This is a genomic window from Mesorhizobium sp. M0410, assembly GCF_040321435.1.
Classification (GTDB): domain Bacteria; phylum Pseudomonadota; class Alphaproteobacteria; order Rhizobiales; family Rhizobiaceae; genus Mesorhizobium.
In genome coordinates this window covers 34,893-55,983 of the sequence record NZ_JAMYRN010000013.1, presented here as the reverse complement: position 1 = coordinate 55,983, position 21,091 = coordinate 34,893, and the positions used below count along the sequence as shown (strand labels likewise).

The window sequence follows — 21,091 nt, the reverse complement described above, 5'->3', positions numbered from 1 at the left end:
CAAGGCGGTCGCTTCCGGAGCGCAGCGCTCGGGAACTTTGTTGAAGCAAGGGAACAAACCTTTCGCCCGGAAGTTTGGGGCGGCAAAGCCATTCGTATGAGGAGTTGTCGTGAAACGTATACTGGTCACGGGAGGCTGCGGTTTTATCGGCCGCCACGTCGCCCAGGAACTCGTTGAACATGGCTATGGGGTTTCAATTCTCGATGCGCTGCTGGACCAGGTGCATGGCGGCGAGGCAATCAGCCTGCCGCCAGGCGCCAAGCTGATCAAAGGCGACGTTCGTGATCGCGACGCCATCGCAGAGGCGGTCGACGATGTCGACGCGATCATTCACCTGGCGGCTGAAGTGGGCGTCGGCCAGTCCATGTACGAGATCGCCCGCTATGTCGGCGCCAACGACCTCGGCACCGCCACGTTGCTGGAGGCACTGATCAAACGGCCGATCGAACGGATCGTCGTTGCGTCGTCGATGAGCGTCTATGGCGAGGGTCTCTATGCCACGCCGGACGGCCGGCGCATCGACAATGCAAGACGGCAGCCGGACGACATCCGCAGCGGCCAATGGAATCCCCTCTCGCCGGAAGGAGAAGTCCTGTTGCCGCTGCCGACCGACGAGCAGAAACCGGTCGACCTCGCCTCGATCTACGCGCTGACGAAATATGCCCAGGAACGAGCCGTGCTGATCTTCGGCGAAGCCTATGGCGTCGATGCGGTGGCGCTGCGCCTGTTCAATGTCTTCGGTGCCGGACAGGCACTCTCCAACCCGTATACCGGCGTGTTGGCGAACTTCGCCTCGCGCATCGCCAATGGCCAGCGGCCGCTGATTTTCGAAGACGGCGAACAGCAGCGCGACTTCGTTCATGTACGCGATGTCGCCCTCGCCTTCCGGCTGGCGCTGGAACAGCCTCAGGCGCGCGGCCACGTGATCAACATCGGCAGCGGGCGGGCCTACCCGGTCAGCGAGGTCGCTCGGCTGCTCGCCGAAGCCATGGGCGTGCCTGGCCGCCAGCCGGAAATCCTCGGCAAGGCACGCTCCGGCGATATCCGCAACTGCTTTGCCGACATCTCGAAGGCGCGCGAACTGCTCGGCTTCCAGCCGCAGTACCGGCTGGAGCATTCGCTCGGCGATTTCGTCGCCTGGGTGCGCAACACGGTCGCCATCGATCGCAGTGCAGAGATGAAGCGGCAACTCGAAGCGCGAGGGCTGGTATCATGAGACCGGATTCACGCAATTTTCGCGAAGCGCCCGTCGCCATTATCGGCGGCAGCGGCTTCATCGGCTCGAACCTCGCCGACAGCCTGTTGTCGGACGGCGAGCCGGTGCTGGTCATCGACAATCTGAGCCGTCCCGGCGTCGAACAGAACCTGGAATGGCTGACGCAAAAGCACGGCAACCGCCTCGCCGTCGAAATCGCCGACGTCCGTGACGCCGAGGCGCTGATGCCGCTGGTGGCGCGTTCGAAGGCGGTTTTCCACTTTGCCGCGCAGACCGCCGTCACCACGAGCCTGGTTCGGCCGGACGAGGATTTCGACATCAACCTGCGCGGGACGTTCAACGTCCTGGAAGCCGCTCGCCGCAGCGGCAAGCGCATCCCCGTCATTTTCGCCAGCACCAACAAGGTCTATGGCCGCCTCGCCGACCTTGCCATGCGCGAAGAAGACGGCAGATACGCGCCTCGCGACGCGGGCATCCGAGCGCATGGCGTCGACGAGACGCGCGGCCTCGATTTCTGCACGCCCTATGGCTGCTCCAAGGGCGCGGCGGATCAGTATGTCCTTGATTATGCCAAGTCATACGACCTGCCGACGGCGGTGCTGCGCATGAGCTGCATCTATGGACCGCGCCAGTTCGGGACGGAGGATCAGGGCTGGGTCGCCCATTTCCTGCTTAACGTGTTCTCCGACCGGCCGATCACCATCTACGGTGATGGCAAGCAGGTGCGCGACATCCTCCATGTTGCCGACGCGGTCGCGGCCTATCGCGCTGTGCTCGACCGCATCGAGGCGATCAAGGGCCAAGCATTCAATCTCGGCGGCGGACCGGACAACGCCGTCAGCCTGCGCATGCTGCTGAAGGAGATTTGCGACATAACGAAACGGGACGTTTCGATCCGTTACGACCGCGAACGCACCGGCGACCAACCGTTCTTCGTCGCCGACACACGCGCGATCGAGGCGGCACTGGGATGGAAAGCGCACGTCCCGTGGCAAAACGGCATCCGCGACCTCGCCGACTGGCTGCAGCGTCATCGCCTCGACCCGCATCCCGAACCGGCGAGGTACGTGGCATGAGGGTCGCTCTGGTCAATCCGTCCTGGACGTACCAGGACAGCATCTATTTCGGCTGCCGGCAGCCGCATCTGCCGCTCGAACTCGGCTATTCGAAAGCGCTGCTCGAAGCAGCCGGCCACGAGGTGCTGATGCTGGACGGGCAGATCCAGAAGCTCGACAACGCCGCGCTCGCCGATCGCGTCGCCGCCTTCGAGCCTGACATGACCGTCGTCAGCACCGCGCCGACCTACCTGTTCTGGCGCTGTGCACCGCCCGAGTTGCGCGTGCCGGCCGATTTCCTCAACCGGCTTGCCGGGCGCGGCGGTCGCACCGTCGCCGTCGGGCCGCATGGCTCGGCGACGCCGACGCCGACATTGCGCAAGCTTGGCGTCGACATTGTCGTGCGCGGCGAATGCGAGGAAGTGGTCGCGGAACTTTCCCGGCGCGACGACTGGACTGCGGTGCCGTCCACGGCCCATTTCGAGGATGGAGAACTGGTCTCGAACGGCGGCGTGCATGCGAGTTCGTTCATCGATCACCCACCGCTAGAGTGGCCGTCGGACTGGATTGCCGCGCATTCGCACCACCATCACCGCTTCGACGATGATCAGGTCGGTTTCGGTGCGGAGGTCGAAGCGTCGCGCGGCTGCCCGTACAATTGCAGCTTCTGCGCCAAGATCGATTTCCGCGATGCCTATCGCCGCCGGAACCACGAAGCAGTGATCGCCGAGATCGACCGGCTGATCGCACAGGGCGTCGGCTACATCTACTTCATCGACGAGATCTTCCTGCCGCAAAAGGCATTGCTGGAAGCGCTGGTCGATCGCGATGTGAAGTTCGGCGTGCAGACCCGTATCGACCTCTGGAAGCCGGAATTGCTGAAGCTGCTCGGTGCCGCCGGCTGCGTCTCGATCGAGGCGGGCCTCGAAAGCCTGACGGTGGAAGGCCGCGCCATGCTGGCAAAACGCTGCCGGCTGGGCACCGAGGAACTGGCTGCGTTGCTGGTCGACGCCAGGCGCCATGTGCCGTTCGTTCAGGCCAATCTCATCGGCGTGGTCGAAGACGATCCCGCGCTGGTCGACTATTGGCGAAAGCACCTGATCGACAACGGCGTTTGGGCCAACGAACCGGTGCCGCTCTATCCTTATCCGAGTTCGCCGAGCTACCGCGAACTTTGGGGCGAGCCGGACGATCTCGCCTGGGAGCGCGCGCATGAACATTATCTCGCATCCTTCCGAACGTTCAGCGACATCCAGGAGAAGCGGCCGCGTCCGCTGGCCGAATTGGAGGCCACATGTTGCGGACACTGAGCCCGCGGCCGCGGCGTATCTTGATGACTGTCGATGCGGTTGGCGGCGTCTGGCGCTATGCGCTCGATCTGGCCAGGCAACTGGTCGCCGGCGGCGACAGCGTCGTGCTTGCCGGGCTTGGTCCGGAACCGTCCAGGCAGCAGGCCGAGGAGGCCCAGTCGTTTGCGGCGCTGACATGGCTCAACACGCCGCCGGACTGGATGACCCGCAACGAGCACGACCTCGACACACTGCAGCAGGAGTTGCACCCGCTCATACGTGACTACGCCGTCGAAATCGTCCATCTCAACGCGCCGACGCAGGCCGCGGGGCTCGACGTGCCCTGCCCCGTCGTGGCGGTGTCGCATTCCTGCGTGGTGACATGGTTCCACGCCGTCAAAGGACAGGCGGCGGACGGCGAATGGGCCTGGCAGAAGGACCGCAACCGGCGCGGTTTCGACAAAGCAGGCATGGTCGTTGCACCCAGCCGCAGCCATGCCGACATGCTTGAAACCTGCTACGGGCCGATCGCCCGCCTAAGCGTCGTCGGCAACGGTGCACAGCCCGGGCCGAAGAGCGAAAGGCGGGAATCGGTCGTTTTCGCCGCCGCGCGCTGGTGGGACGAAGGAAAGAATGCGGCGATGCTGGACCGGGCCGCCTCCCTGACGCAATGGCCGATCTTCGTCGCCGGCTCGCTGCAAGGCCCGGACGGCCAGCATGTTGGCTTCAGCCACGCCGTTCCCGTCGGGCCGGTACCGCATGAGGAAGTGCGCTTGCTGATGGCGCGGGCCGGCATTTTCGTATCGCCGTCGCTCTACGAACCGTTCGGCCTGGCCACGCTGGAAGCCGCGATGTCGAAGACGCCTTTGGTGCTCGCCGATATTTCGACCTATCGCGAACTGTGGGACGGCGCGGCCATGTTTTACGACGCGCGCGATCCGGGCGATCTCGCCAGATGCATCAGCAGCCTTTGCAGCGACGCGCAGCGCCGGCGAGAACTCGGTGAGGCAGCGGCCCGCCGAAGCCGCAGATTTTCATTGGCAAGACAGGCGACCGCCATGCGCGGCGTCTACGACAAGGCGGCCCTGGCCACCATGGCGGATAGTTGATTATGCGGTTTTTGTTCTACACCCATTCGATCGTTTCCGACTGGAACCACGGCAACGCACATTTCCTGCGCGGCATCATGCGTGAGCTGGTCGTGCGCGGGCACCAGGCTATCGCGCTGGAGCCCGCCGACGGCTGGAGCCGGTCGAACCTGCTGGCCGAGAAAGGATCCTTCGCGATCGAACGATTCCGGAAGGACTTTCCCGAGTTGATGCCGGTCACCTATGACGCCGCCTTCGACCACGAAGCCTGGATCTCCGATGCCGATGTGGTGATCGTGCATGAGTGGACCGAGCCGGATCTTGTCGCGCGGCTGGGCAGGGCGAAAGCGAATGGCGGGCGTTTCACGCTGCTGTTCCACGACACGCACCATCGCGCCATATCGGCCACGCAAGCGATCTCCTCCTTGCGGCTTGAACATTATGACGGCGTGCTCGCCTTCGGCGAGGCGCTGCGGGAAAGCTATCTCCGCGCCGGATGGGGCAAGCGGGTCTTCACCTGGCACGAGGCTGCCGATGACCACCTGTTCCAGCCGCATCCTGAAATCGAGCGTAGTTCCGACCTTATCTGGATCGGCAATTGGGGCGACGACGAGCGCAGCGCTGAAATCAGGGAGTTCCTGGTCGGCCCGGTACGTGAGCTCGGCCTGAGCGGAACCGTCCACGGCGTTCGCTATCCGCGGGAGGCGCTCGCCGACCTTGCGGCCGCCGGCCTGCGCTACGAAGGCTGGATCGCCAATGCCGACGTGCCGAAGGCATTCGCGGCGAGCCGCATCACGGTTCACATCCCGCGGCGTCCATACCGCGAAAGCCTGCCCGGCATCCCGACCATCCGCATGTTCGAGGCGCTCGCCTGCGGCATTCCGCTCGTTTCGGCGCCTTGGTCCGATGTCGAACGCTTGTTCAGGCCCGGCACCGATTTCCTGTTTGCAAATGATGGCTTCGAGATGCGGCGTCATCTTCGCGCCGTGCTGCACGATGCGGATCTCGCCGCTTCTCTGGCGACGTCGGGCCTCGAGACCATCCGCCTGCGGCACACATGCCGGCACCGGGCGGATGAATTGTTCGGCGTGCTCGCCGAATGCGGGCACCGCCGAGCCGCCGACACGATCCTTGCAAAGGAGGCCGCCGAATGAAGATCGCATTCTACGGATCGAGCCTGCTGTCGTCCTATTGGAACGGCGCGGCAACCTATTACCGCGGATTGCTCAAGGCCCTGGCAAGGCTCGGCTATGACATCACCTTCTACGAGCCGGACGTCTACGATCGCCAGAAAAACCGCGACATGGAGGCGCCGGACTGGTGTGCCGTGGTCGTCTACGAGGCCACCCCGCATGCCATGATGCAGGTGGCCGCGCGGGCGGCGGAGGCGGATATCGTCGTCAAGGCGAGTGGCGTCGGTTTCGCCGACGACGCGCTGTTGCGGGCGGTGCTCGATCACGCCCGTGCCGATGCGCTGACCGTATTCTGGGATGTCGATGCGCCGGCGACGCTCGGCCAGTTGCGCGATGAACCCGACCATCCGCTGCATCGCGCGTTGCAGGAAATCGACCTCGTGCTGACCTATGGCGGCGGCGACCCGGTGGTCTGGGCCTATCGGGCCATGGGGGCGGCCGAATGCGTGCCGATCTACAATGCGCTCGATCCGGAAACGCATCATCCGGTCGGCAAGGATATGCGTTTTGCCTGCGATCTCGCCTTCCTCGGCAACCGGCTGCCGGACCGCGAGGCGCGCGTCGAGGCCTTCTTCCTCGACCCGGCCGGCCGCTCGGCCGATCAGCGCTTCCTGCTCGGCGGATCTGGCTGGGGCGACAAGCAGATGCCCGCCAATGTCCGATGGCTCGGCCATGTCGGCACGCGTGACCACAATGCACTGAACGTCACGGCCAAGGCGGTGCTCAACATCAGCCGCGACAGCATGGCGGCCAATGGCTTCTCACCGGCGACGCGCGTGTTCGAGGCAGCCGGCGCCGGCGCATGCCTCATCACCGACGCCTGGCTCGGTGTGGACCTGTTCCTGAAACCCGGCGAGGAAATCCTGGTCGCGCGCGATGGCGAGGATGTCGCCGAGATCATGCAAAGCCTTAGCGCCGAACGGGCCAAGGCGATCGGGGCATCCGCGCTTCGGCGGGTACTTGGCGAACATACCTATACGACACGGGCCGTTTTGGCCGACGCCATTTTCAGGCGCCATTTCGAGCGTCCGACCGTGGAGGCGGCCGAATGACGAAGCCGCTCGACATCGTCTTTCTTGGGCTGTCGCTCTCCTCGTCCTGGGGAAACGGCCACGCCACCACCTTTCGGGGGCTGCTTAAAGGTCTCCACGAACTCGGTCACCGCGTCACCTTTCTCGAACGCGACGTGCCGTGGTACGCAAGTCACCGGGATCTGCGCGACCCCGATTTCTGCGCCTTGCGCTACTATGAAACGACCGATGATCTTCGCCGCAATTTTGCGCGCTGCCTGCGCGATGCCGATATCGTGGTCGTCGGCTCATTCGTCCCCGAAGGTCCTGAAATCATCGACGTCGTGGCATCGCTGTGCACAGGTCAGTTCTGCTTCTACGACATCGACACGCCGGTCACGCTGGCAAAGCTTTCAACCGATGATTGCGAGTATATTGCCAGACGGCAGGTCCCGTATTTCGATGTCTACTTCTCCTTCACCGGCGGGCCGACGCTTGTCCGTCTGACGGCGGAGTTCGGCGCGAGGCGGGCCGAGCCGCTCTACTGTTCGGTCGACCCGGAACGGCATCACGGAACCGGTGACCCAATCCGCTGGGATCTCGGCTATCTCGGCACGTACAGCCCCGACCGCCAGGCGACGCTGGAGGCCCTGCTGTTCGAACCGGCGCGTCGCATGCCTGAGCGTCGCTTCGTCGTTGCCGGCTCGCAATATCCGCGCGAAATCGCCTGGCCGGACAATGTCGATCGCATCGAACACCTGCCGCCGGCAGACCATGCCGCCTTTTACAGCCGCCAACGCTACACGTTGAACGTCACGCGCAGTTCCATGATCGCGGCCGGATGGTCGCCCAGCGTGCGACTCTTCGAGGCAGCCGCCTGCGGCACGGCGATCATCAGCGATTGCTGGGCCGGACTGGACAGCTTGTTTCCAGGGCGGACGATCCACACGGCGCGCAGAACCGAGGACGTAATCGGTATCCTGTCTGGAGAATCCGACGGCGCCCGGCTTGCCATGGCCAAGCAGGCGCGCGTGCTCATCCTGGCAGCTCACACAAGCATCGCAAGAGCCCGCGAATTCGTTGCGCTGCTGGCGCAAGCCAAATCGCCACGTTCTGTTCTCGATCTGGACGTCGAGAGCGCAGCATGACCCGCAGACGGGAGAAGATAGAGATGCAGCTATCAAGAAAGGCGCAACGGACCAAGACCGTGCTTGTCGCCGGCGGCGCCGGCTTCCTCGGTTCGCATCTTTGCGAGACAATGCTCCAGGCCGGCTGGCGCGTGATCTGCGTCGACAATTTCCTTACCGGCCGCATGGAGAACATAGCATCGATCGCCGATCGTCCGGATTTTCGGCTGATCAAGCAAGACATTTGCCGGCCGTTGGAGCTTGGCGAACCGGTGGATCGCATCTTCAACATGGCATGCGCGGCCTCGCCGCCGCGTTACCAGGCCGACCCGGTCCACACGACGCGGACTTGTGTCATCGGGACGCTCAATCTGCTGGAGCTCGCCGCCCGTGATGGCGCCCGCTTCCTGCAGGCGTCCACCAGCGAAATTTATGGCGATCCCGAACAGCATCCGCAGAAGGAAGACTATGTCGGCCACGTGAACTGCATCGGCCCCCGCGCCTGCTATGACGAAGGCAAGCGCACCGCCGAAACCTTATGCTTCGATTATCTGAGAATGGGAAAAGCCGATATCCGTGTCGCGCGCATCTTCAACACCTACGGCCCCAGGATGGACCCTGCGGACGGACGGATCGTTTCCAATCTGATCATGCAGGCACTCGAGAGACGGCCGCTGACCATATTCGGCGACGGGCTGCAGACCAGGTCGTTCTGCTACGTTTCCGATCTGGTCGACGGCTTGATCCGGTTGATGGAGGTCGATCCCAATCCACGCCAGCCGGTCAATCTGGGCAATCCGGGGGAGTTCACCATCCTGCAACTGGCGAGCCTGGTGAGAAGCATGACCGCAACCAAATCGGGCCTGAAATTCCTGCCGCTGCCGCAAGACGATCCTCGTCGTCGGCAACCCGACATTTCCCGCGCAAAGAAGCTTCTCGGTTGGTCGCCAAAAGTGCCGCTCAGGCAAGGTTTGATGCGCACGATCGGCTATTTTGCCGAGCTTGAGACGGCGCAGATGATCGACAGAAGACGTCGAATTGCCGCCACCGTGCGTTCTGCCTCAGGCCGGCTGCAAAACCTGCCCGCCTGAGGCGGGGAGCGTCTGGCCGCTGCACGATCGCGCGGTCGTTTCGGATTTCGTCACTTTTTCTCGTCGCGGGAACAACCCGTCCAGCTTCTGGTTCTGCCAAGGTACCGGCATGGAGACGATTGTGCATCCGAAGCGATCCGCCAAAGACATCGAGCAAATGGCCGCAAAGGAGACGGCTGCCTTCCTGCGGCGCGCCTCCATCACCTATCTGGAATGTTGCGTGAGCCTGATGATGACGCATCTTCAGCGCGAGGAGGTAGTCGCCATCCTCGAAAAGGAAGCGGATATGCTTCGCCGGCTGGACTGATCCTGGTCGAAGGGCCGCAGTTCCCCTTGGTTCTCCAGGAAACGAAGCAACATCGAGGTATAACGTCTTGCCGCGGCCGCCAGCCGGATCTGTTCCCGATCATCGCCAGATCGTGCAGCCATGCTCCACAAGCCAAGCTGGAACGCAAGATAGCAGGGCTCATAGTATTGGACCAGATTGGCATCGACGGGACGTGAGGCTCTCACTTCCACAGCCTTGCAAAGCGCCCCAGTCGCCGGGTCGGAGAGGCTGTACTCGACACGGGCGCCGGCAATGTCCCAGGCGATGTCCTGGCAGCCGATCAGATCGTGCGATCGGCAATGATCGAGGGCGTCCGTCTTGACCAGCGTTCCACTGCGCGAAAGGATGAACTCCCACGGATGAAGCCGCCCGTCGATCTCGACCCGCTGCATGGTCTTGGGTGGAGCCTGTTTCGAGAACCAGGTCTGCAGCTCCGCCGCGCGGCGTTCGCCCAGCGCTTCACTTGTATTCCGCACGGCCATGTCGGCAAGCGCCTCCAGCGAGGCGCCTGGCTCCGAGGCGGGCAGATTGGCTGCGCGCCAGGCGAGATAGCGCGCCAGGTGAGCGACCAATTTTTCTTTCGAAAGCGTTGCCCGGTCCAGCGTTGTGCCGTCGATCCAGCGTTCGACCAGAAAGCCATGGCACAGCCCGGCGACTTCCGGGCCAAAGCCTGCGTCGTGCAGCCTCCTGGCGGTCTCGGCCTTGTGCATTCCGATTTCACCGAGGCCGACGAATTTGACCGACCATTTTTCCCGGCCGGCGGAAGCGAGGAACTTCCGCCGCTCGAGGCCGCGATGAACGGGCGGCCACTGATCCTGCGAGCCATAATGCAAGCGACGCCACTCTCCGGCGGATATTTCCATCAGGCTGACCGCTGTGCGGCCGATCATTCTAGCCACCCAATCCCGCAGCGCCGGCAGAGCGGATCCAGCGGGGAAAGTCCGTTCGAAATCCGCGGTGTGTTTTTGGCACACCGTCCATGCCTCACGGATGTCCGCCGACGTCTCGGGGCCCGGGCCACCCAAATGACTTGGGAACAGATGGATGCGCCTGGCATCGATGCCCAGCGCTTGTAGCCATGCGACGACGGCATGGAACGAGCTGCCGGACAGACCCGGGCCCTCATCGACGATGGCAAAGCGGGCCGACGGCTTCGCCATCCAGCCCCTGATCAGCTCCGGATCGGCGGCAAGCCGCCTGCGAAACGGGTGGCCGGTCGGACGGACGCTGACGGGTGCTGGCGCGCCGATGGCTGCAGCCACCATCGCTGCAAGCCCAAGGCCGATGCTGCGGATGCCGATTACGCATGTGTTCGCATCGAGACCCGACTGCCGCGCGGCGACGAAATAGCTCTCCGGATAAAGCGCGTAGTGAGCGTAGCCCTCAGCCGCGCCGGTCAGAATGTCGCCATCGCATTCGAGTTCGGCCAACATTCGCGGCACTTCGGCATCGACCGGGCCGTCGACGGCGAATCCGGCTCTCCACGATCTGCCCACGTCCCGGGCCAAGCCGACCAGGAGATTTGCGCCAGCGATCCGTTGTGGGGAATTCCTGTCCATGCCCTTGGCCGCGAATTCCGCATCGGCAAGGCCCTGGACCAATTCCGAAACCTTGATGAACAGGCCGACCAGCGCTGCGTGCCGTCCGATCCCGCTTGGCATGTCCGCGATGTGCCCGGCCGCGTCTCGAGCCGAGGCGCGAACATATCGCGCGCTCTCAGGTTGCTTGTGGTCGCCATAGACGATCATTGTCTCGTCCCGGTTGGCCTCACCCCCCGGCTGCACAACTCGGCGGGCGCTACTTTGATCCACCGTCGGTTGCACGATTTTTACAGCCGGCAAGGAACAATCCGGGAGGCAGGCGGTTTGGCACGAAGAACTTACCTTCAACAGCATAGGCAGCGGTTTCGTGGGATCGAAGAAAGTTCGGATCGGAATAGTCGGCGTCGGCAACTGCGCCTCCTCCCTTGTTCAGGGCATCACCTATTACCGCGACGCAAGGAGCAATGAGCCCATACCCGGGCTGATGCATGCCGATCTTGGCGGCTACCATGTCAAGGACATCGAGGTGGTCTGCGCTTTCGACGTCGCCAAGGGCAAGGTCGGACGTGATGTGGCAGACGCGATCTACAGCGCGCCCAACAATACTTTCCGCTTTGCCAATGTTGCGCCTACCGGCGTTCGCGTCGAACGCGGACCGACGCTGGACGGCATCGGCAAATATCTGCGCGACGAGATCGAGGAGGCCGACGAGCCGGTCGCCAATGTCGGCAACATCCTCGCCGAAAGCGGCGCCGAGATCCTGGTGTCCTATCTGCCTGTCGGTTCGGAGGAGGCAACACGCTTTTATGCCGAGTGCGCGCTCGAGGCGGGCTGCGCCTTCGTCAACTGCATACCAGTCTTCATCGCCTCGCGGCCGGAGTGGCGCCGGCGCTTCGAGCAGCACGGGCTGCCGCTGATCGGCGACGACATCAAGAGCCAGGTCGGTGCGACGATCGTCCACCGGCTGCTCGCCAACCTGTTCCGTGAGCGCGGCGTGCGCATCGATCGCACCTACCAGCTCAATTTCGGCGGCAACACCGACTTCCTCAACATGCTGGAACGCGAGCGGCTGGAATCAAAGAAGATCTCAAAGACGCAATCCGTCACCAGCCAGATCGACGTTCCCCTGGAGCCCGGCAACATTCACGTCGGGCCGAGCGACCATGTCCCGTGGCTGACCGACCGCAAGTGGGCCTATATCCGGGTTGAAGGCACGACCTTCGGCGGCGTGCCGCTGAATGCCGAGCTCAAGCTGGAAGTGTGGGATTCACCCAATTCGGCCGGCGTCGTCATCGATGCGGTGCGTTGCGCCAAGCTGGCGCTCGACCGCGGCATCGCGGGCGCGCTGACCGGCCCATGCAGCTATTTCATGAAATCGCCGCCCGAGCAGTTCACCGACGCGGAAGCCCGCCAGCGCACACTCTCTTTCATCGCTGGCAAGGACGAGCCGATGCTCGATGCGGCGGAATGACGACGACGTTTTTTCTGGTGCGCCACGCCGCGCATGACAATGTCGGCTGTTATCTTGCCGGGCGGATGGCCGGCGTTTGCCTCGGCGAGGCCGGCAGGGCACAGGCCTCGCATCTGGCTGACCGTATGGCACGCGAGCCGGTAGCGGCAATCTTCTGCAGCCCGCGCGAACGCACGCAGGAGACTGCGACTCCGATGGCGCTCGCCTGTAATGCCGGTGAAATCGTGATCCGCGAGGAACTCGATGAGATCGACTTCGGCACCTGGTCGGGAAAGACCTTCGAGGAGCTGAACAAGGATGCCGACTGGCGAGCGTGGAACGACCAGCGTCAGCAGGCGAGAACGCCGAGCGGCGAGACCATGCTAGACGTGCAGCAACGCGTCGTCTTGCTGATCGAACAGGTCCGCGGCACCTACCAGAACCAATGCGTTGCACTGGTCAGCCATGCCGACGTCATCAAGGCCGCGGTGTGCAAAGTGCTCGGCCTGTCGCTGGGGAACTGCTTTCGCTTCGATATCGACCCAGCGTCGATCACCACGGTTGTTTGGGGGGACTGGGGGTCGAAGCTGATCAGACTCAACGAAGCTGCCTGACGAGGAATTTGCCGGATGCGCATGGTCATTTTCGGTCTTACCGTGACATCGTCGTGGGGCAACGGCCACGCCACGCTGTGGCGCGGATTGATCCGGGCGATGGCCGGGCTGGGCTGGTCCATCACCTTCTTCGAACGCAACACCCCCTATTATGCCGGTACACGCGATCTCGACCAGTTGGATGGCGGCAACCTTGTCCTTTACCCGGATTGGGAGGACATCCAACGCGTTGCCGAGCAGGCGATGAAAGAGGCCGATGTCGTCATCGTCACCTCCTATTGTCCCGATGCCGTGAGCGCGTCCCGCCTTGCTCACCAGGCCTGTCGCGGGCTGAAGGTCTTCTACGATCTGGACACGCCGGTGACGCTGGCGCGGATCGAACAAGGCGAGCCTCCGGCCTATTTCGGGCCGGAAGGGCTTCGCGATTTCGATCTCGTGCTGAGCTACACGGGAGGAACCGCGATCGACGCATTGAGGTCGACGCTGGGTGCACGCCGCGTCATGCCGCTCTACGGCCATGTCGATCCAGAGCGACACCGGCCCGCCCCGCCCAGGCCGGAGTTTGCCGGTGACCTGTCCTATCTTGGAACCTATGCGGCAGACCGCCAGGCCGGGGTCGAAAGGTTGCTGGTCAGCCCGGCTGCGCGCCTGCCGGATCGCCGTTTCATTATTGGCGGCGCACAATATCCGCAGGAATTCCCGTGGAGCGACAATATTTTCTTCGTCCGGCATCTGCCGCCGGCCGACCACCCCGCCTTCTTTTCATCTTCACGACTGACCCTGAACGTGACCCGCGAGGCGATGGCCGAACGGGGCTGGTGTCCTTCCGGCCGGCTGTTCGAAGCCGCCGCTTGCGGGGCTGCGATGGTGAGCGACACATGGCCCGGACTGGAGGCCTTTTTCCGGCCCGGTGAAGAGATCGTCGTGGCCAACAGCACCGACGACGTGGTCGCGGCGCTCGACCTGTCCGACGCCGAGCTTGACGCGATTCGCCGCCGTGCGCGCGAGCGGGTGCTGGACGAACACACCTCGGCGCGGCGCGCGAAGGAATTCGACCGCATCCTGTCCGACGCACTGCACGGCTCCACGCATGGCGAGCCATTGAAGGAGGCAGTTTGATGTTGGGCATCGTGCCCGCAGCCGGACGGGGAAGCCGCATCCAGCCGCTCGGCTTTTCGAAGGAGCTTCTGCCGGTCGGCAGCCGCATCGACGGCAACACCGAGCGGCCTTGCGCGGTCAGCGAATACCTGGTGCGCCGCATGGTCCGCGCTGGGGCCGACAAGATCTGCTTCGTCATCGGCTCGGGTAAGTCGGATATCCTGGAATATTATTCTGCCGGCTATGCCGACGCGGCCGCTCTGTTTGTGGTGCAGCCCTCTCCGGTCGGCCTTTGCGACGCCATCTTCCGCGCCGCACCGCTCGTCGCAGCCGACGAGACCGTTCTGGTCGGGTTGCCCGACACGATCTGGTTTCCCGAAGACGGCTTCCTGGCCCTCCCGGACGACGGCCTGTCCTTCCTGCTGTTTCCGGTGGACCAGCCGGAGTTCTTCGATGCCGTCGTTGTCGACCCGGACGGCCGGGTGAAGCAAATCCAGGTCAAGCAACAGAATGCCGCATCGAACTGGATCTGGGGTGCGTTCAAGATGCCCGGCCGCACCCTTCATCAGCTCGCCACGCTGTGGCGGGAACGGGACCGGTGCGACGAATACATCGGCACACTGGTCAACGCCTATCTCGCCGCCGGGGGCGAAGCCTATGGCATCAAGGCTGGCACCGCCTATGTCGACGTCGGCACCTTCAACGGCTACCGCACCGCATTGCGGCTGCTTGAAAGCGCCGCCGGTACCAAGGACGACCAAGCCGCCATTACGCTGCCCGGCCACCAGCACGTCCCTATCCTCGCAGGCGAAGGAGGCTAGCCATGCTGCATTCCGATGCCGAGATCCGCCGCCGTATCAATGCGCTCGGCCCATGGTTCCACAATATGGAGCTGGCCGGCATCGAAACCGCTCCCGACCATTTCCTTGGCAACTATCCGCTGATCAAATGGCGCAAATTCGCCGGCGCGATTCCCGCCGATCTTTCCGGTAAGGCGGTGCTCGACATAGGCTGCAATGCGGGTTTCTACTCGATCGAGATGAAACGTCGCGGCGCCGGCCGCGTGCTAGGCATCGACTTCGATGAAGCTTACCTGGCGCAGGCGCGCTTTGCCGCCGAGGTCGCAGACTGCGACATCGAATTCCGGCAGCTCTCGGTCTACGACGTTGGCGCCCTGCATGAGCGGTTCGACATCGTGCTGTTCATGGGCGTGCTCTACCATTTGCGCCATCCTCTGCTCGCACTCGATCTGATCCGGGAGCACGTCGCCGACGACCTGATGATCTTCCAGTCGATGCAACGCGGCAGCACCAACGTGCCGGCGCTCGAGCAGAACTATCATTTCTGGACCCACGACCTTTTCGACCGGCCGGAATTCCCAAAGCTGCATTTCATCGAGCATCGTTACGCCGACGACCCGACCAACTGGTGGATTCCCAATCGCGCCTGCACCGAAGCCATGCTTCGCAGCGCCGGCTTCAAGATCGTGCTGCAACCGGAACAGGAGGTCTATTTCTGCCGCACCGCCGACGTGCCGGCCGGCGGCGGCGCCGTCTACCCGTCGAAAGGACAGATAAATGATTGAAGCCGCGATGATCTGGAACGAGCCCAACAACAAATCCCACTGGGATCCCGAGCTCGACCCCGACTGGAGCCGCTTCGCCGCTACGGCAATCCTGGCCGCCGACGCGATCGCGGCGGAGAATCCCGCCTTGACCAAGGTGCTGGGCGGCATCTCGCCGATCGATGCCGGCTTCATGACCCGGATGAAGGAATTCGGCGTGCTCGATCACGTCGACGCGGTCGCCGTACACGGCTTTCCGCTCGACTGGAACCTCTGGCAGATCCACGAATGGCCGCAGAAGGTCGGCGAGATCTCGGCTGTCACCGATCTTCCGGTATGGGTCAGCGAGGTCGGCGTGTCGACCTTCGGCGCCGAGGAGGTACAGGTCTGGGGCCTGCGCCGGACCGCGGAATTGCTGATCGGCAACGCACCGCGCATCCAATGGTACAGCCTCTACGACCTGCCGCGCGAGTGGGAAGCGACGACGCGCCATCGCGAGGCGGAAGGCTCGTCTTACTATCGCCATTTCTACATGGGCCTGCTTCGCCAGGACGGCACGCCAAAGCCCGCGCTCGAGGAGTTCCTGCACCACACGCCGGCATTAGGACTGGTGCAGTGGTTCCATTTCGAAGATCACCGGCTTGATGACGCCGTTGCCTGGATGAAACGCCTCGGCGTCACCAATCTGCGTACCGGACTTTCCTGGGCCGACAGCTTCAGGCCGAACGCGCTTGACTGGTTCGACCGGCAGATGGAGGCGTTGGCCGACTTCGACGTTACCGTTACTTTCTGCTTCACGCCGGAGCATCGCGGAATGATGCCGCACCACAGCAGTCCGCCGCTGGTGCCGGAGGAATTCGCCGAGTTCTGCGCGGCAATGACGCGCCGCTATGCCGGCAGCATCGCTGCCCCCTCCGTCGGCAGGCTACGCGCCTCCGCGGCGTGAGGAGCTTCGGCTCTCCCGCCATGACGCTCACCGTCCTCAACGTCGCCTATCCCCTCGCCCCGGTCGGGCCGGATGCGGTCGGTGGTGCCGAGCAGGTGCTGTCGATGCTCGACCAGGCGCTCGTACAGGCCGGACACCGCTCGATCGTGATCGGTTGCCAGGGCTCGAGCGCTGCGGGCACTCTCATCGAGACGCCGGCCGAACCGGGCGTGCTCGATGAAGCGGCGAAGCGCCGGGCGCAGCGTGCTCATCGCGCTGCAATCGCTACCGCACGCGCTCGCTGGCCAATCGACGTGGTTCATTTGCACGGCATCGATTTCGACGCCTATCTGCCGGGCGACGGGCCGACATTGGTGACCCTGCACTTGCCGCTCGACTGGTATCCGGCCGACGCTCTCAATCCGACACGGGAGGATCTGTGGCTGCATGCGGTATCAGCGGCTCAGCAAAGAACCGCGCCGCCGGGAGCCAGGCTCATCGAACCGATCCCGAACGGAGTGGACATCGACGCGCTCAGCGAGCGGCAGGCCAAGCGCGACTTTGCCCTCGTGCTCAGCCGCGTCTGCCCGGAAAAGGGCATCCATCTGGCGCTGGACGCAGCCAAGAAGGCCGGTGTGCCGTTGGTCATCGGCGGCAAAGTCTACCCTTACGAAACCCACACCGCGTATTTTGGCGACGAGGTCGAACCTCGGCTGGACGACCGGCGCCGCTTCCTTGGTCCGGTCGGCTTTGTCGCCAAGCGGCACCTGCTGAACACAGCCCGATGCCTGGTCATCCCGAGCCTCGCCGCGGAAACCAGTTCGCTCGTGGCCATGGAGGCGCTCGCCTGCGGCACACCCGTGGTGGCCTTCCCGAATGGCGCACTGCCGGATGTGGTTGAGCACGGCAAGACCGGGTATCTGGTCGGGGATGTCGACGAGATGGCGCAAGCCATCCTTGCCGCGGCCGGCCTGGATCCCGAGACCTGCCGGGCCGAGGCGCGGCGGCGCTTTTCACTCGACCGCATGGTTTCCTCCTACATGGACGCCTATCGGGCGCTGGCACGGCTCGGCACAGACAGCGGGCAGCTCGCGACGGCGAAGTGAGCGGGACATGCTCCGCGGTGAGATCATCGACGATCCGGCCGGCCTCGAAGCCCTTGAGCCACACTGGTGGGAACTCTGGTCGCGCAGTCCCTCGGCGACGCCGTTCCAGTCTCCCGCATGGTTACTGCCATGGTGGCGGACATTCGCTCCCGGCGAGCTAGCGACCGTCGCCGTTTGGAGTGGCGACGATCTGGTCGGCCTGGCGCCACTCTATCTGGAACGCCAGGACGCCGGCGCGCGGCTGCTTCCGCTCGGCATTTCGTTGAGCGACTATCTGGACGTCCTTTGTATTCCCGAAACCGCCGAACCGGTCGCCGTCGCCATCGCCGACACGGTTCTTTCCCTCGGCTGGTCGCAGTGGATCTTGCAGGACCTGCCTCCCGGCGGCGCCGGCCTTGCCATCAGGCATGCCGCGCTCGAATCGTGCCAAGCCGTCAGTCATGCCGCTTGCCCGGTGCTCGCTCTCGTCGGCGACCAGACGCTTCAAGGCTGTGTTCCGGCGCGGCGGAGGCGCCAATTGCGCCGCGCCCTCGGGGCCGCGTCGAGACGCGGCAGGGTCTCCATCGAACCCGCTTTGTCCGATCCGCAGACATTCCTCGATCACCTGATCCGCCTTCACCGCGCGCGCTGGGCCGGACACGGCGACGGGGTTCTGTCCGATTCCCGCGTGGAAGCATTCCACCGTCAGGCGCTGCCGAAACTGGTCGCACAAGTGCTTGCCCGATGCTGGCTCATCACCATCGGTGACGTGATCGTGGGCGCCTATTACGGGTTCCATCATCGGGGCCGCGCTTACGCTTATCTCGGTGGCTTCGATCCGGCCTATGCCGATGAAAGTCCCGGCGCGCTGCTCATCGGCCAGGCGATAAGGCAGGCGATCTGCGAAGGCGCGGAAGAGTTCGATTTTCTGCGCGGACAAGAGGCCTACAAATACAGCTGGGGCGCCGTCGACCGGTGGACGATGCGCAAGATCTGGACGCGGAGCAAAGGGCGATGAGCGCGACCCAGCCAGGACCTCGGCGGTCGACATCAGCAAGGCGGGTGCTGGAGGACTGCATGGCAGACGGTGCCGGCGTCGAAGCCGTCATCGCCAGGCTGGCTCTCCGTTTCGAGACAGGAATCGAACCCGCAGAACTGGCGAAGATTGCACAAAACACGCATTCGGCCGATCCGCGAAAGACGGCAAAATTACAACGGATCGCGGACCTGCTTCAGCGCAGGCCTGAGATCTTCGCCACGCTGCGCAAAATAGGTGCTGCCGTTCGGCACGAGCGTGGCGGTGGCGAGACCGATGATGCGGTCGTCAAGCGGCTGGCGGCCGGGTTTGACGCGGCGGCGGCGATCTCCCCGGCGGCGAGCGTCCAGCTGTCATCGCTGGGCAATGAGGAAAACCTCGCGGCCGCTACGGCTGAGATCGTTACATGGCTGGAGAGGCGAGGCTTTACCGGTACCGACCGCGACATACTAGATATCGGCTGTGGCATCGGTCGGTTCGAACAGGTGCTCTCTGCTCTATCGCACCGGATCGTCGGCAGCGATATATCCCCGGCGATGATCTCGATCGCCCGCCGGCGATGCGCCGGGCTCGGCAATGTAGAATTCCGCCCTACCCGCGGTTTCGACCTTGCCGATTTTCGCGATGCCAGCTTCGACCGCGTGCTGGCCGTCGACAGCTTTCCCTATCTGGTGCTGGCCGGCCTCGCGGAACGACATTTTGTGGAAATCGCACGCGTGCTGAAGAGGCCAGGCATGGCCGTGCTTTTGAATTATTCATATCGCGGATCGCCGGCGCTGGATCGCGCCGATGTCCATAAGTTCGCCAACGCAAATGGCATGCAAGTTGTCGTCGACGGCGAAAAGCCGTTCCGGCACTGGGATGGCGATGCCTTCCTGCTTACGATTTCCGGCGGAACATTGCGGCCCAACGCAGGTTCGGATGCCGAACGAGAAAAGCCGCTATTCGACAGCAGGAAGGAGGACGAGATGGCGTCCGGCAGCAAGAAGCACATCGGTCGCGGCAGTCACGGCAAAGGCGCCGGCGCTGGCGCGATGACCGATCTTCCCAAGGACAAGATCGGAGAGAACGCCGTTCTGTCCAACAGAGACAAGAAGCAGCACACCAAGGAGCGTGGGCTCGACGGCAATCGGGTTAAATCGGAGCAGTACCAGGATCATTCAGCGGATCGGCGGCCTGAAGACTGATCGTTGCGGCAGCATATGGCTTGCAGCCGGTGAGCAATTGAAACGCAGCGAGAGCCCAACCGCTGACGAAGCTGTGCAAGGACCGAAGCCGGTCGCATGGATGGCCTGCAAATTCTTGCAAACTCGCACTGTTGCCACCAGAGTGAGATGAAGGGACCAACATTTGCCAAGAGAACGCGATGTCTCGCGCAAGGAAGATTCCGTCGGCACGCGCGCCGATCTGACGATAGACCGGGAAATCGCTTCCTTGCTTGCGGCAATCGAGCAGGAAAGGGTTCCTGACCGGCTGACCAAACTTGCGATCGAATTGCAGCATGCGCTTGTCGAAAGACGCTTGCGCGGAACCAGTAACTAACGTGACATATATTAGCGGCGCCTCTCGGCGTCGAAGTCCAGTTGTCCTTCGGACAGATAGCTGCGCCTTTCCATCAGGGTTTGCGAGGAACTTTCGCCTAGGTATTCAAGCACGCCGGCGCGGGCCCTGTTGAGCCGGCTCTTCACGGTTCCCACCGCGCAACCGCATATTTCGGCGGTTTCCTCATAGCTGACGCCCAGCACGCCTATTAGCATCAGAACCTCGCGCTGATGCTCGGGAAGGCTCTGGATGGCCTGGTGGACTTCCTTGCCCTGTACGGACCATTCCTGCGTCGCTTCCGAGATCGGCCGCAGCGAAGCGCAGTCGAGCAGGCCGGGCGCTTCCCTCACGGCGGCCCTGACACGCGTGTAGTAGGTGTTGCGCATGATCGTGAAGAGCCATGACTTCATGCGCGTTCCAGCTTCGAACTTGTCAATGTTGGCCAGGCCCTTGGTCAGCGTCTCCTGGACCAGGTCGTCGGCATCATCGGGAGTGCGGCAGAAGGTGCGGGCGAAAGCCCTCAAAGCGGGTATGAGGTCGACGATGGAAACTTCTTCGGCTTCGCGGGTCGCCAAGGCGTAGGCTGTGGGTGGCAATGGTTCAGCTCCCGTCCAGAATGAGTTCGCGAGCGCAGACCAGTTAAATGCATTGGGCGAAAGATCGTTCCGGTTGCGAAAATCACCCCGCTCCAGAAAACCGGAGAGGGCTTGGCTGAGCAATCCCGGCCGACGGCGATATTTTTGACGGAACAACCATCGGGATCGCGGAGTTCAAAATCAAGGTCGTCCGACAATTCGGGCGCCGCCATTTGGCGCGTCGAAATGCGATTCGCAGCGAGC

20 protein-coding genes and 1 pseudogene are annotated in these 21,091 nt (G+C 63.5%); 18 read left to right on the top strand and 3 right to left on the bottom strand.

Annotated features, from left to right (window positions below):
- The first annotated feature begins 109 nt into the window (after positions 1 to 109).
- The 8 genes from NKI63_RS19920 to NKI63_RS19885 are packed head-to-tail and all read left to right on the top strand — an operon-like array spanning position 110 to position 9,069.
- Positions 110 to 1,216, top strand: a complete 1,107-nt coding sequence (locus NKI63_RS19920) for an NAD-dependent epimerase/dehydratase family protein (RefSeq protein WP_352505416.1) — start codon at positions 110 to 112, stop codon at positions 1,214 to 1,216.
- Positions 1,213 to 2,292: an NAD-dependent epimerase/dehydratase family protein gene (locus tag NKI63_RS19915; protein WP_352505417.1), complete on the top strand. Its 1,080-nt coding sequence runs from the start codon at positions 1,213 to 1,215 to the stop codon at positions 2,290 to 2,292. The genes NKI63_RS19920 and NKI63_RS19915 overlap by 4 nt, the downstream gene beginning before the upstream one ends.
- A complete protein-coding gene (locus tag NKI63_RS19910) occupies positions 2,289 to 3,581 on the top strand; it encodes a TIGR04295 family B12-binding domain-containing radical SAM protein (RefSeq protein ID WP_352505418.1) in 1,293 nt (430 codons plus the stop codon). The genes NKI63_RS19915 and NKI63_RS19910 overlap by 4 nt, the downstream gene beginning before the upstream one ends.
- Positions 3,566 to 4,669 (top strand): glycosyltransferase family 4 protein, encoded by a 1,104-nt coding sequence (locus NKI63_RS19905; protein ID WP_352505419.1) that lies wholly within the window; start codon positions 3,566 to 3,568, stop codon positions 4,667 to 4,669. The genes NKI63_RS19910 and NKI63_RS19905 overlap by 16 nt, the downstream gene beginning before the upstream one ends.
- 2 nt (positions 4,670 to 4,671) lie before the next feature.
- Positions 4,672 to 5,802 carry a CgeB family protein gene (locus NKI63_RS19900; RefSeq protein ID WP_352505420.1) on the top strand — a complete coding sequence of 377 codons (1,131 nt, stop codon included), beginning with the start codon at positions 4,672 to 4,674 and terminating at the stop codon, positions 5,800 to 5,802.
- Positions 5,799 to 6,893, top strand: coding sequence for a CgeB family protein (locus NKI63_RS19895; RefSeq protein ID WP_352688586.1), 1,095 nt, complete (start codon positions 5,799 to 5,801; stop codon positions 6,891 to 6,893). Before NKI63_RS19900 ends, NKI63_RS19895 begins: the two co-directional genes overlap by 4 nt.
- Positions 6,890 to 7,999, top strand: a complete 1,110-nt coding sequence (locus NKI63_RS19890) for a CgeB family protein (RefSeq protein ID WP_352505422.1) — start codon at positions 6,890 to 6,892, stop codon at positions 7,997 to 7,999. Before NKI63_RS19895 ends, NKI63_RS19890 begins: the two co-directional genes overlap by 4 nt.
- A gap of 23 nt (positions 8,000 to 8,022) precedes the next feature.
- Positions 8,023 to 9,069, top strand: coding sequence for a UDP-glucuronic acid decarboxylase family protein (locus tag NKI63_RS19885; protein WP_352505423.1), 1,047 nt, complete (start codon positions 8,023 to 8,025; stop codon positions 9,067 to 9,069).
- Between the two features lie 243 nt (positions 9,070 to 9,312).
- On the opposite strand, the gene NKI63_RS19880 is transcribed toward NKI63_RS19885, so the two are convergent.
- Positions 9,313 to 11,145 carry a hypothetical protein gene (locus tag NKI63_RS19880; protein WP_352505424.1) on the bottom strand — a complete coding sequence of 611 codons (1,833 nt, stop codon included), beginning with the start codon at positions 11,143 to 11,145 and terminating at the stop codon, positions 9,313 to 9,315.
- Positions 11,146 to 11,305: 160 nt separating this feature from the next.
- On the opposite strand from NKI63_RS19880, the gene NKI63_RS19875 reads away from it, so the two are divergent.
- The 10 genes and pseudogenes from NKI63_RS19875 (at position 11,306) to NKI63_RS19830 (ending at position 19,897) form a co-directional block, all read left to right on the top strand.
- Complete coding sequence (locus NKI63_RS19875) at positions 11,306 to 12,409, top strand: inositol-3-phosphate synthase (RefSeq protein ID WP_352505425.1); 1,104 nt, start codon at positions 11,306 to 11,308, stop codon at positions 12,407 to 12,409.
- Positions 12,406 to 13,002, top strand: coding sequence for a histidine phosphatase family protein (locus tag NKI63_RS19870; RefSeq protein WP_352505426.1), 597 nt, complete (start codon positions 12,406 to 12,408; stop codon positions 13,000 to 13,002). The genes NKI63_RS19875 and NKI63_RS19870 overlap by 4 nt, the downstream gene beginning before the upstream one ends.
- 15 nt (positions 13,003 to 13,017) lie before the next feature.
- Positions 13,018 to 14,121 (top strand): CgeB family protein, encoded by a 1,104-nt coding sequence (locus NKI63_RS19865; RefSeq protein WP_352688582.1) that lies wholly within the window; start codon positions 13,018 to 13,020, stop codon positions 14,119 to 14,121.
- The gene (locus tag NKI63_RS19860; RefSeq protein ID WP_352822987.1) at positions 14,121 to 14,921 is read left to right on the top strand and encodes a nucleotidyltransferase family protein; all 801 of its coding nucleotides are present in this window, start codon (positions 14,121 to 14,123) and stop codon (positions 14,919 to 14,921) included. The genes NKI63_RS19865 and NKI63_RS19860 overlap by 1 nt, the downstream gene beginning before the upstream one ends.
- A 2-nt stretch (positions 14,922 to 14,923) precedes the next feature.
- Positions 14,924 to 15,685, top strand: a complete 762-nt coding sequence (locus tag NKI63_RS19855) for a TIGR04290 family methyltransferase (protein ID WP_352505430.1) — start codon at positions 14,924 to 14,926, stop codon at positions 15,683 to 15,685.
- Positions 15,678 to 16,610: a glycoside hydrolase 5 family protein gene (locus NKI63_RS19850; protein WP_352505431.1), complete on the top strand. Its 933-nt coding sequence runs from the start codon at positions 15,678 to 15,680 to the stop codon at positions 16,608 to 16,610. The genes NKI63_RS19855 and NKI63_RS19850 overlap by 8 nt, the downstream gene beginning before the upstream one ends.
- A gap of 20 nt (positions 16,611 to 16,630) precedes the next feature.
- Positions 16,631 to 17,695 carry a glycosyltransferase family 4 protein gene (locus NKI63_RS19845; protein ID WP_352688578.1) on the top strand — a complete coding sequence of 355 codons (1,065 nt, stop codon included), beginning with the start codon at positions 16,631 to 16,633 and terminating at the stop codon, positions 17,693 to 17,695.
- A gap of 7 nt (positions 17,696 to 17,702) precedes the next feature.
- Complete coding sequence (locus tag NKI63_RS19840; RefSeq protein ID WP_352505433.1) at positions 17,703 to 18,692, top strand: GNAT family N-acetyltransferase; 990 nt, start codon at positions 17,703 to 17,705, stop codon at positions 18,690 to 18,692.
- A pseudogene (locus tag NKI63_RS19835) lies at positions 18,689 to 19,456 on the top strand (class I SAM-dependent methyltransferase); the annotation flags it as partial. The gene NKI63_RS19840 and the pseudogene NKI63_RS19835, both read left to right, overlap by 4 nt.
- Before the next feature lie 222 nt (positions 19,457 to 19,678).
- Positions 19,679 to 19,897 carry a hypothetical protein gene (locus tag NKI63_RS19830; RefSeq protein WP_023676213.1) on the top strand — a complete coding sequence of 73 codons (219 nt, stop codon included), beginning with the start codon at positions 19,679 to 19,681 and terminating at the stop codon, positions 19,895 to 19,897.
- Here NKI63_RS19830 and NKI63_RS19825 read toward each other — a convergent pair.
- Together NKI63_RS19825 and NKI63_RS19820 are read right to left on the bottom strand one after the other, a co-directional pair.
- Positions 19,845 to 20,213 (bottom strand): hypothetical protein, encoded by a 369-nt coding sequence (locus NKI63_RS19825; protein ID WP_352822984.1) that lies wholly within the window; start codon positions 20,211 to 20,213, stop codon positions 19,845 to 19,847. The genes NKI63_RS19830 and NKI63_RS19825 overlap by 53 nt on opposite strands.
- 50 nt (positions 20,214 to 20,263) lie before the next feature.
- Positions 20,264 to 20,848: a sigma-70 family RNA polymerase sigma factor gene (locus NKI63_RS19820; protein WP_502899790.1), complete on the bottom strand. Its 585-nt coding sequence runs from the start codon at positions 20,846 to 20,848 to the stop codon at positions 20,264 to 20,266.
- Positions 20,849 to 21,091 lie beyond the last annotated feature (243 nt).

What these genes read in the sequence shown, in the direction of transcription:
- NKI63_RS19905 (WP_352505419.1), top strand. Translation starts at nt 3,566, where the DNA reads ATGTTGCGGACACTGAGCCCGCGGCCGCGGCGTATCTTGATGACTGTC.
- NKI63_RS19880 (WP_352505424.1), bottom strand. Translation starts at nt 11,145, where the DNA reads ATGATCGTCTATGGCGACCACAAGCAACCTGAGAGCGCGCGATATGTT.
- NKI63_RS19865 (WP_352688582.1), top strand. Translation starts at nt 13,018, where the DNA reads ATGCGCATGGTCATTTTCGGTCTTACCGTGACATCGTCGTGGGGCAAC.
- NKI63_RS19890 (WP_352505422.1), top strand. Translation starts at nt 6,890, where the DNA reads ATGACGAAGCCGCTCGACATCGTCTTTCTTGGGCTGTCGCTCTCCTCG.
- NKI63_RS19840 (WP_352505433.1), top strand. Translation starts at nt 17,703, where the DNA reads ATGCTCCGCGGTGAGATCATCGACGATCCGGCCGGCCTCGAAGCCCTT.
- NKI63_RS19915 (WP_352505417.1), top strand. Translation starts at nt 1,213, where the DNA reads ATGAGACCGGATTCACGCAATTTTCGCGAAGCGCCCGTCGCCATTATC.
- NKI63_RS19855 (WP_352505430.1), top strand. Translation starts at nt 14,924, where the DNA reads ATGCTGCATTCCGATGCCGAGATCCGCCGCCGTATCAATGCGCTCGGC.
- NKI63_RS19830 (WP_023676213.1), top strand. Translation starts at nt 19,679, where the DNA reads ATGGCGTCCGGCAGCAAGAAGCACATCGGTCGCGGCAGTCACGGCAAA.
- NKI63_RS19825 (WP_352822984.1), bottom strand. Translation starts at nt 20,213, where the DNA reads ATGCTGCAATTCGATCGCAAGTTTGGTCAGCCGGTCAGGAACCCTTTC.
- NKI63_RS19870 (WP_352505426.1), top strand. Translation starts at nt 12,406, where the DNA reads ATGACGACGACGTTTTTTCTGGTGCGCCACGCCGCGCATGACAATGTC.
- NKI63_RS19860 (WP_352822987.1), top strand. Translation starts at nt 14,121, where the DNA reads ATGTTGGGCATCGTGCCCGCAGCCGGACGGGGAAGCCGCATCCAGCCG.
- NKI63_RS19895 (WP_352688586.1), top strand. Translation starts at nt 5,799, where the DNA reads ATGAAGATCGCATTCTACGGATCGAGCCTGCTGTCGTCCTATTGGAAC.
- NKI63_RS19885 (WP_352505423.1), top strand. Translation starts at nt 8,023, where the DNA reads ATGCAGCTATCAAGAAAGGCGCAACGGACCAAGACCGTGCTTGTCGCC.
- NKI63_RS19900 (WP_352505420.1), top strand. Translation starts at nt 4,672, where the DNA reads ATGCGGTTTTTGTTCTACACCCATTCGATCGTTTCCGACTGGAACCAC.
- NKI63_RS19910 (WP_352505418.1), top strand. Translation starts at nt 2,289, where the DNA reads ATGAGGGTCGCTCTGGTCAATCCGTCCTGGACGTACCAGGACAGCATC.
- NKI63_RS19845 (WP_352688578.1), top strand. Translation starts at nt 16,631, where the DNA reads ATGACGCTCACCGTCCTCAACGTCGCCTATCCCCTCGCCCCGGTCGGG.
- NKI63_RS19850 (WP_352505431.1), top strand. Translation starts at nt 15,678, where the DNA reads ATGATTGAAGCCGCGATGATCTGGAACGAGCCCAACAACAAATCCCAC.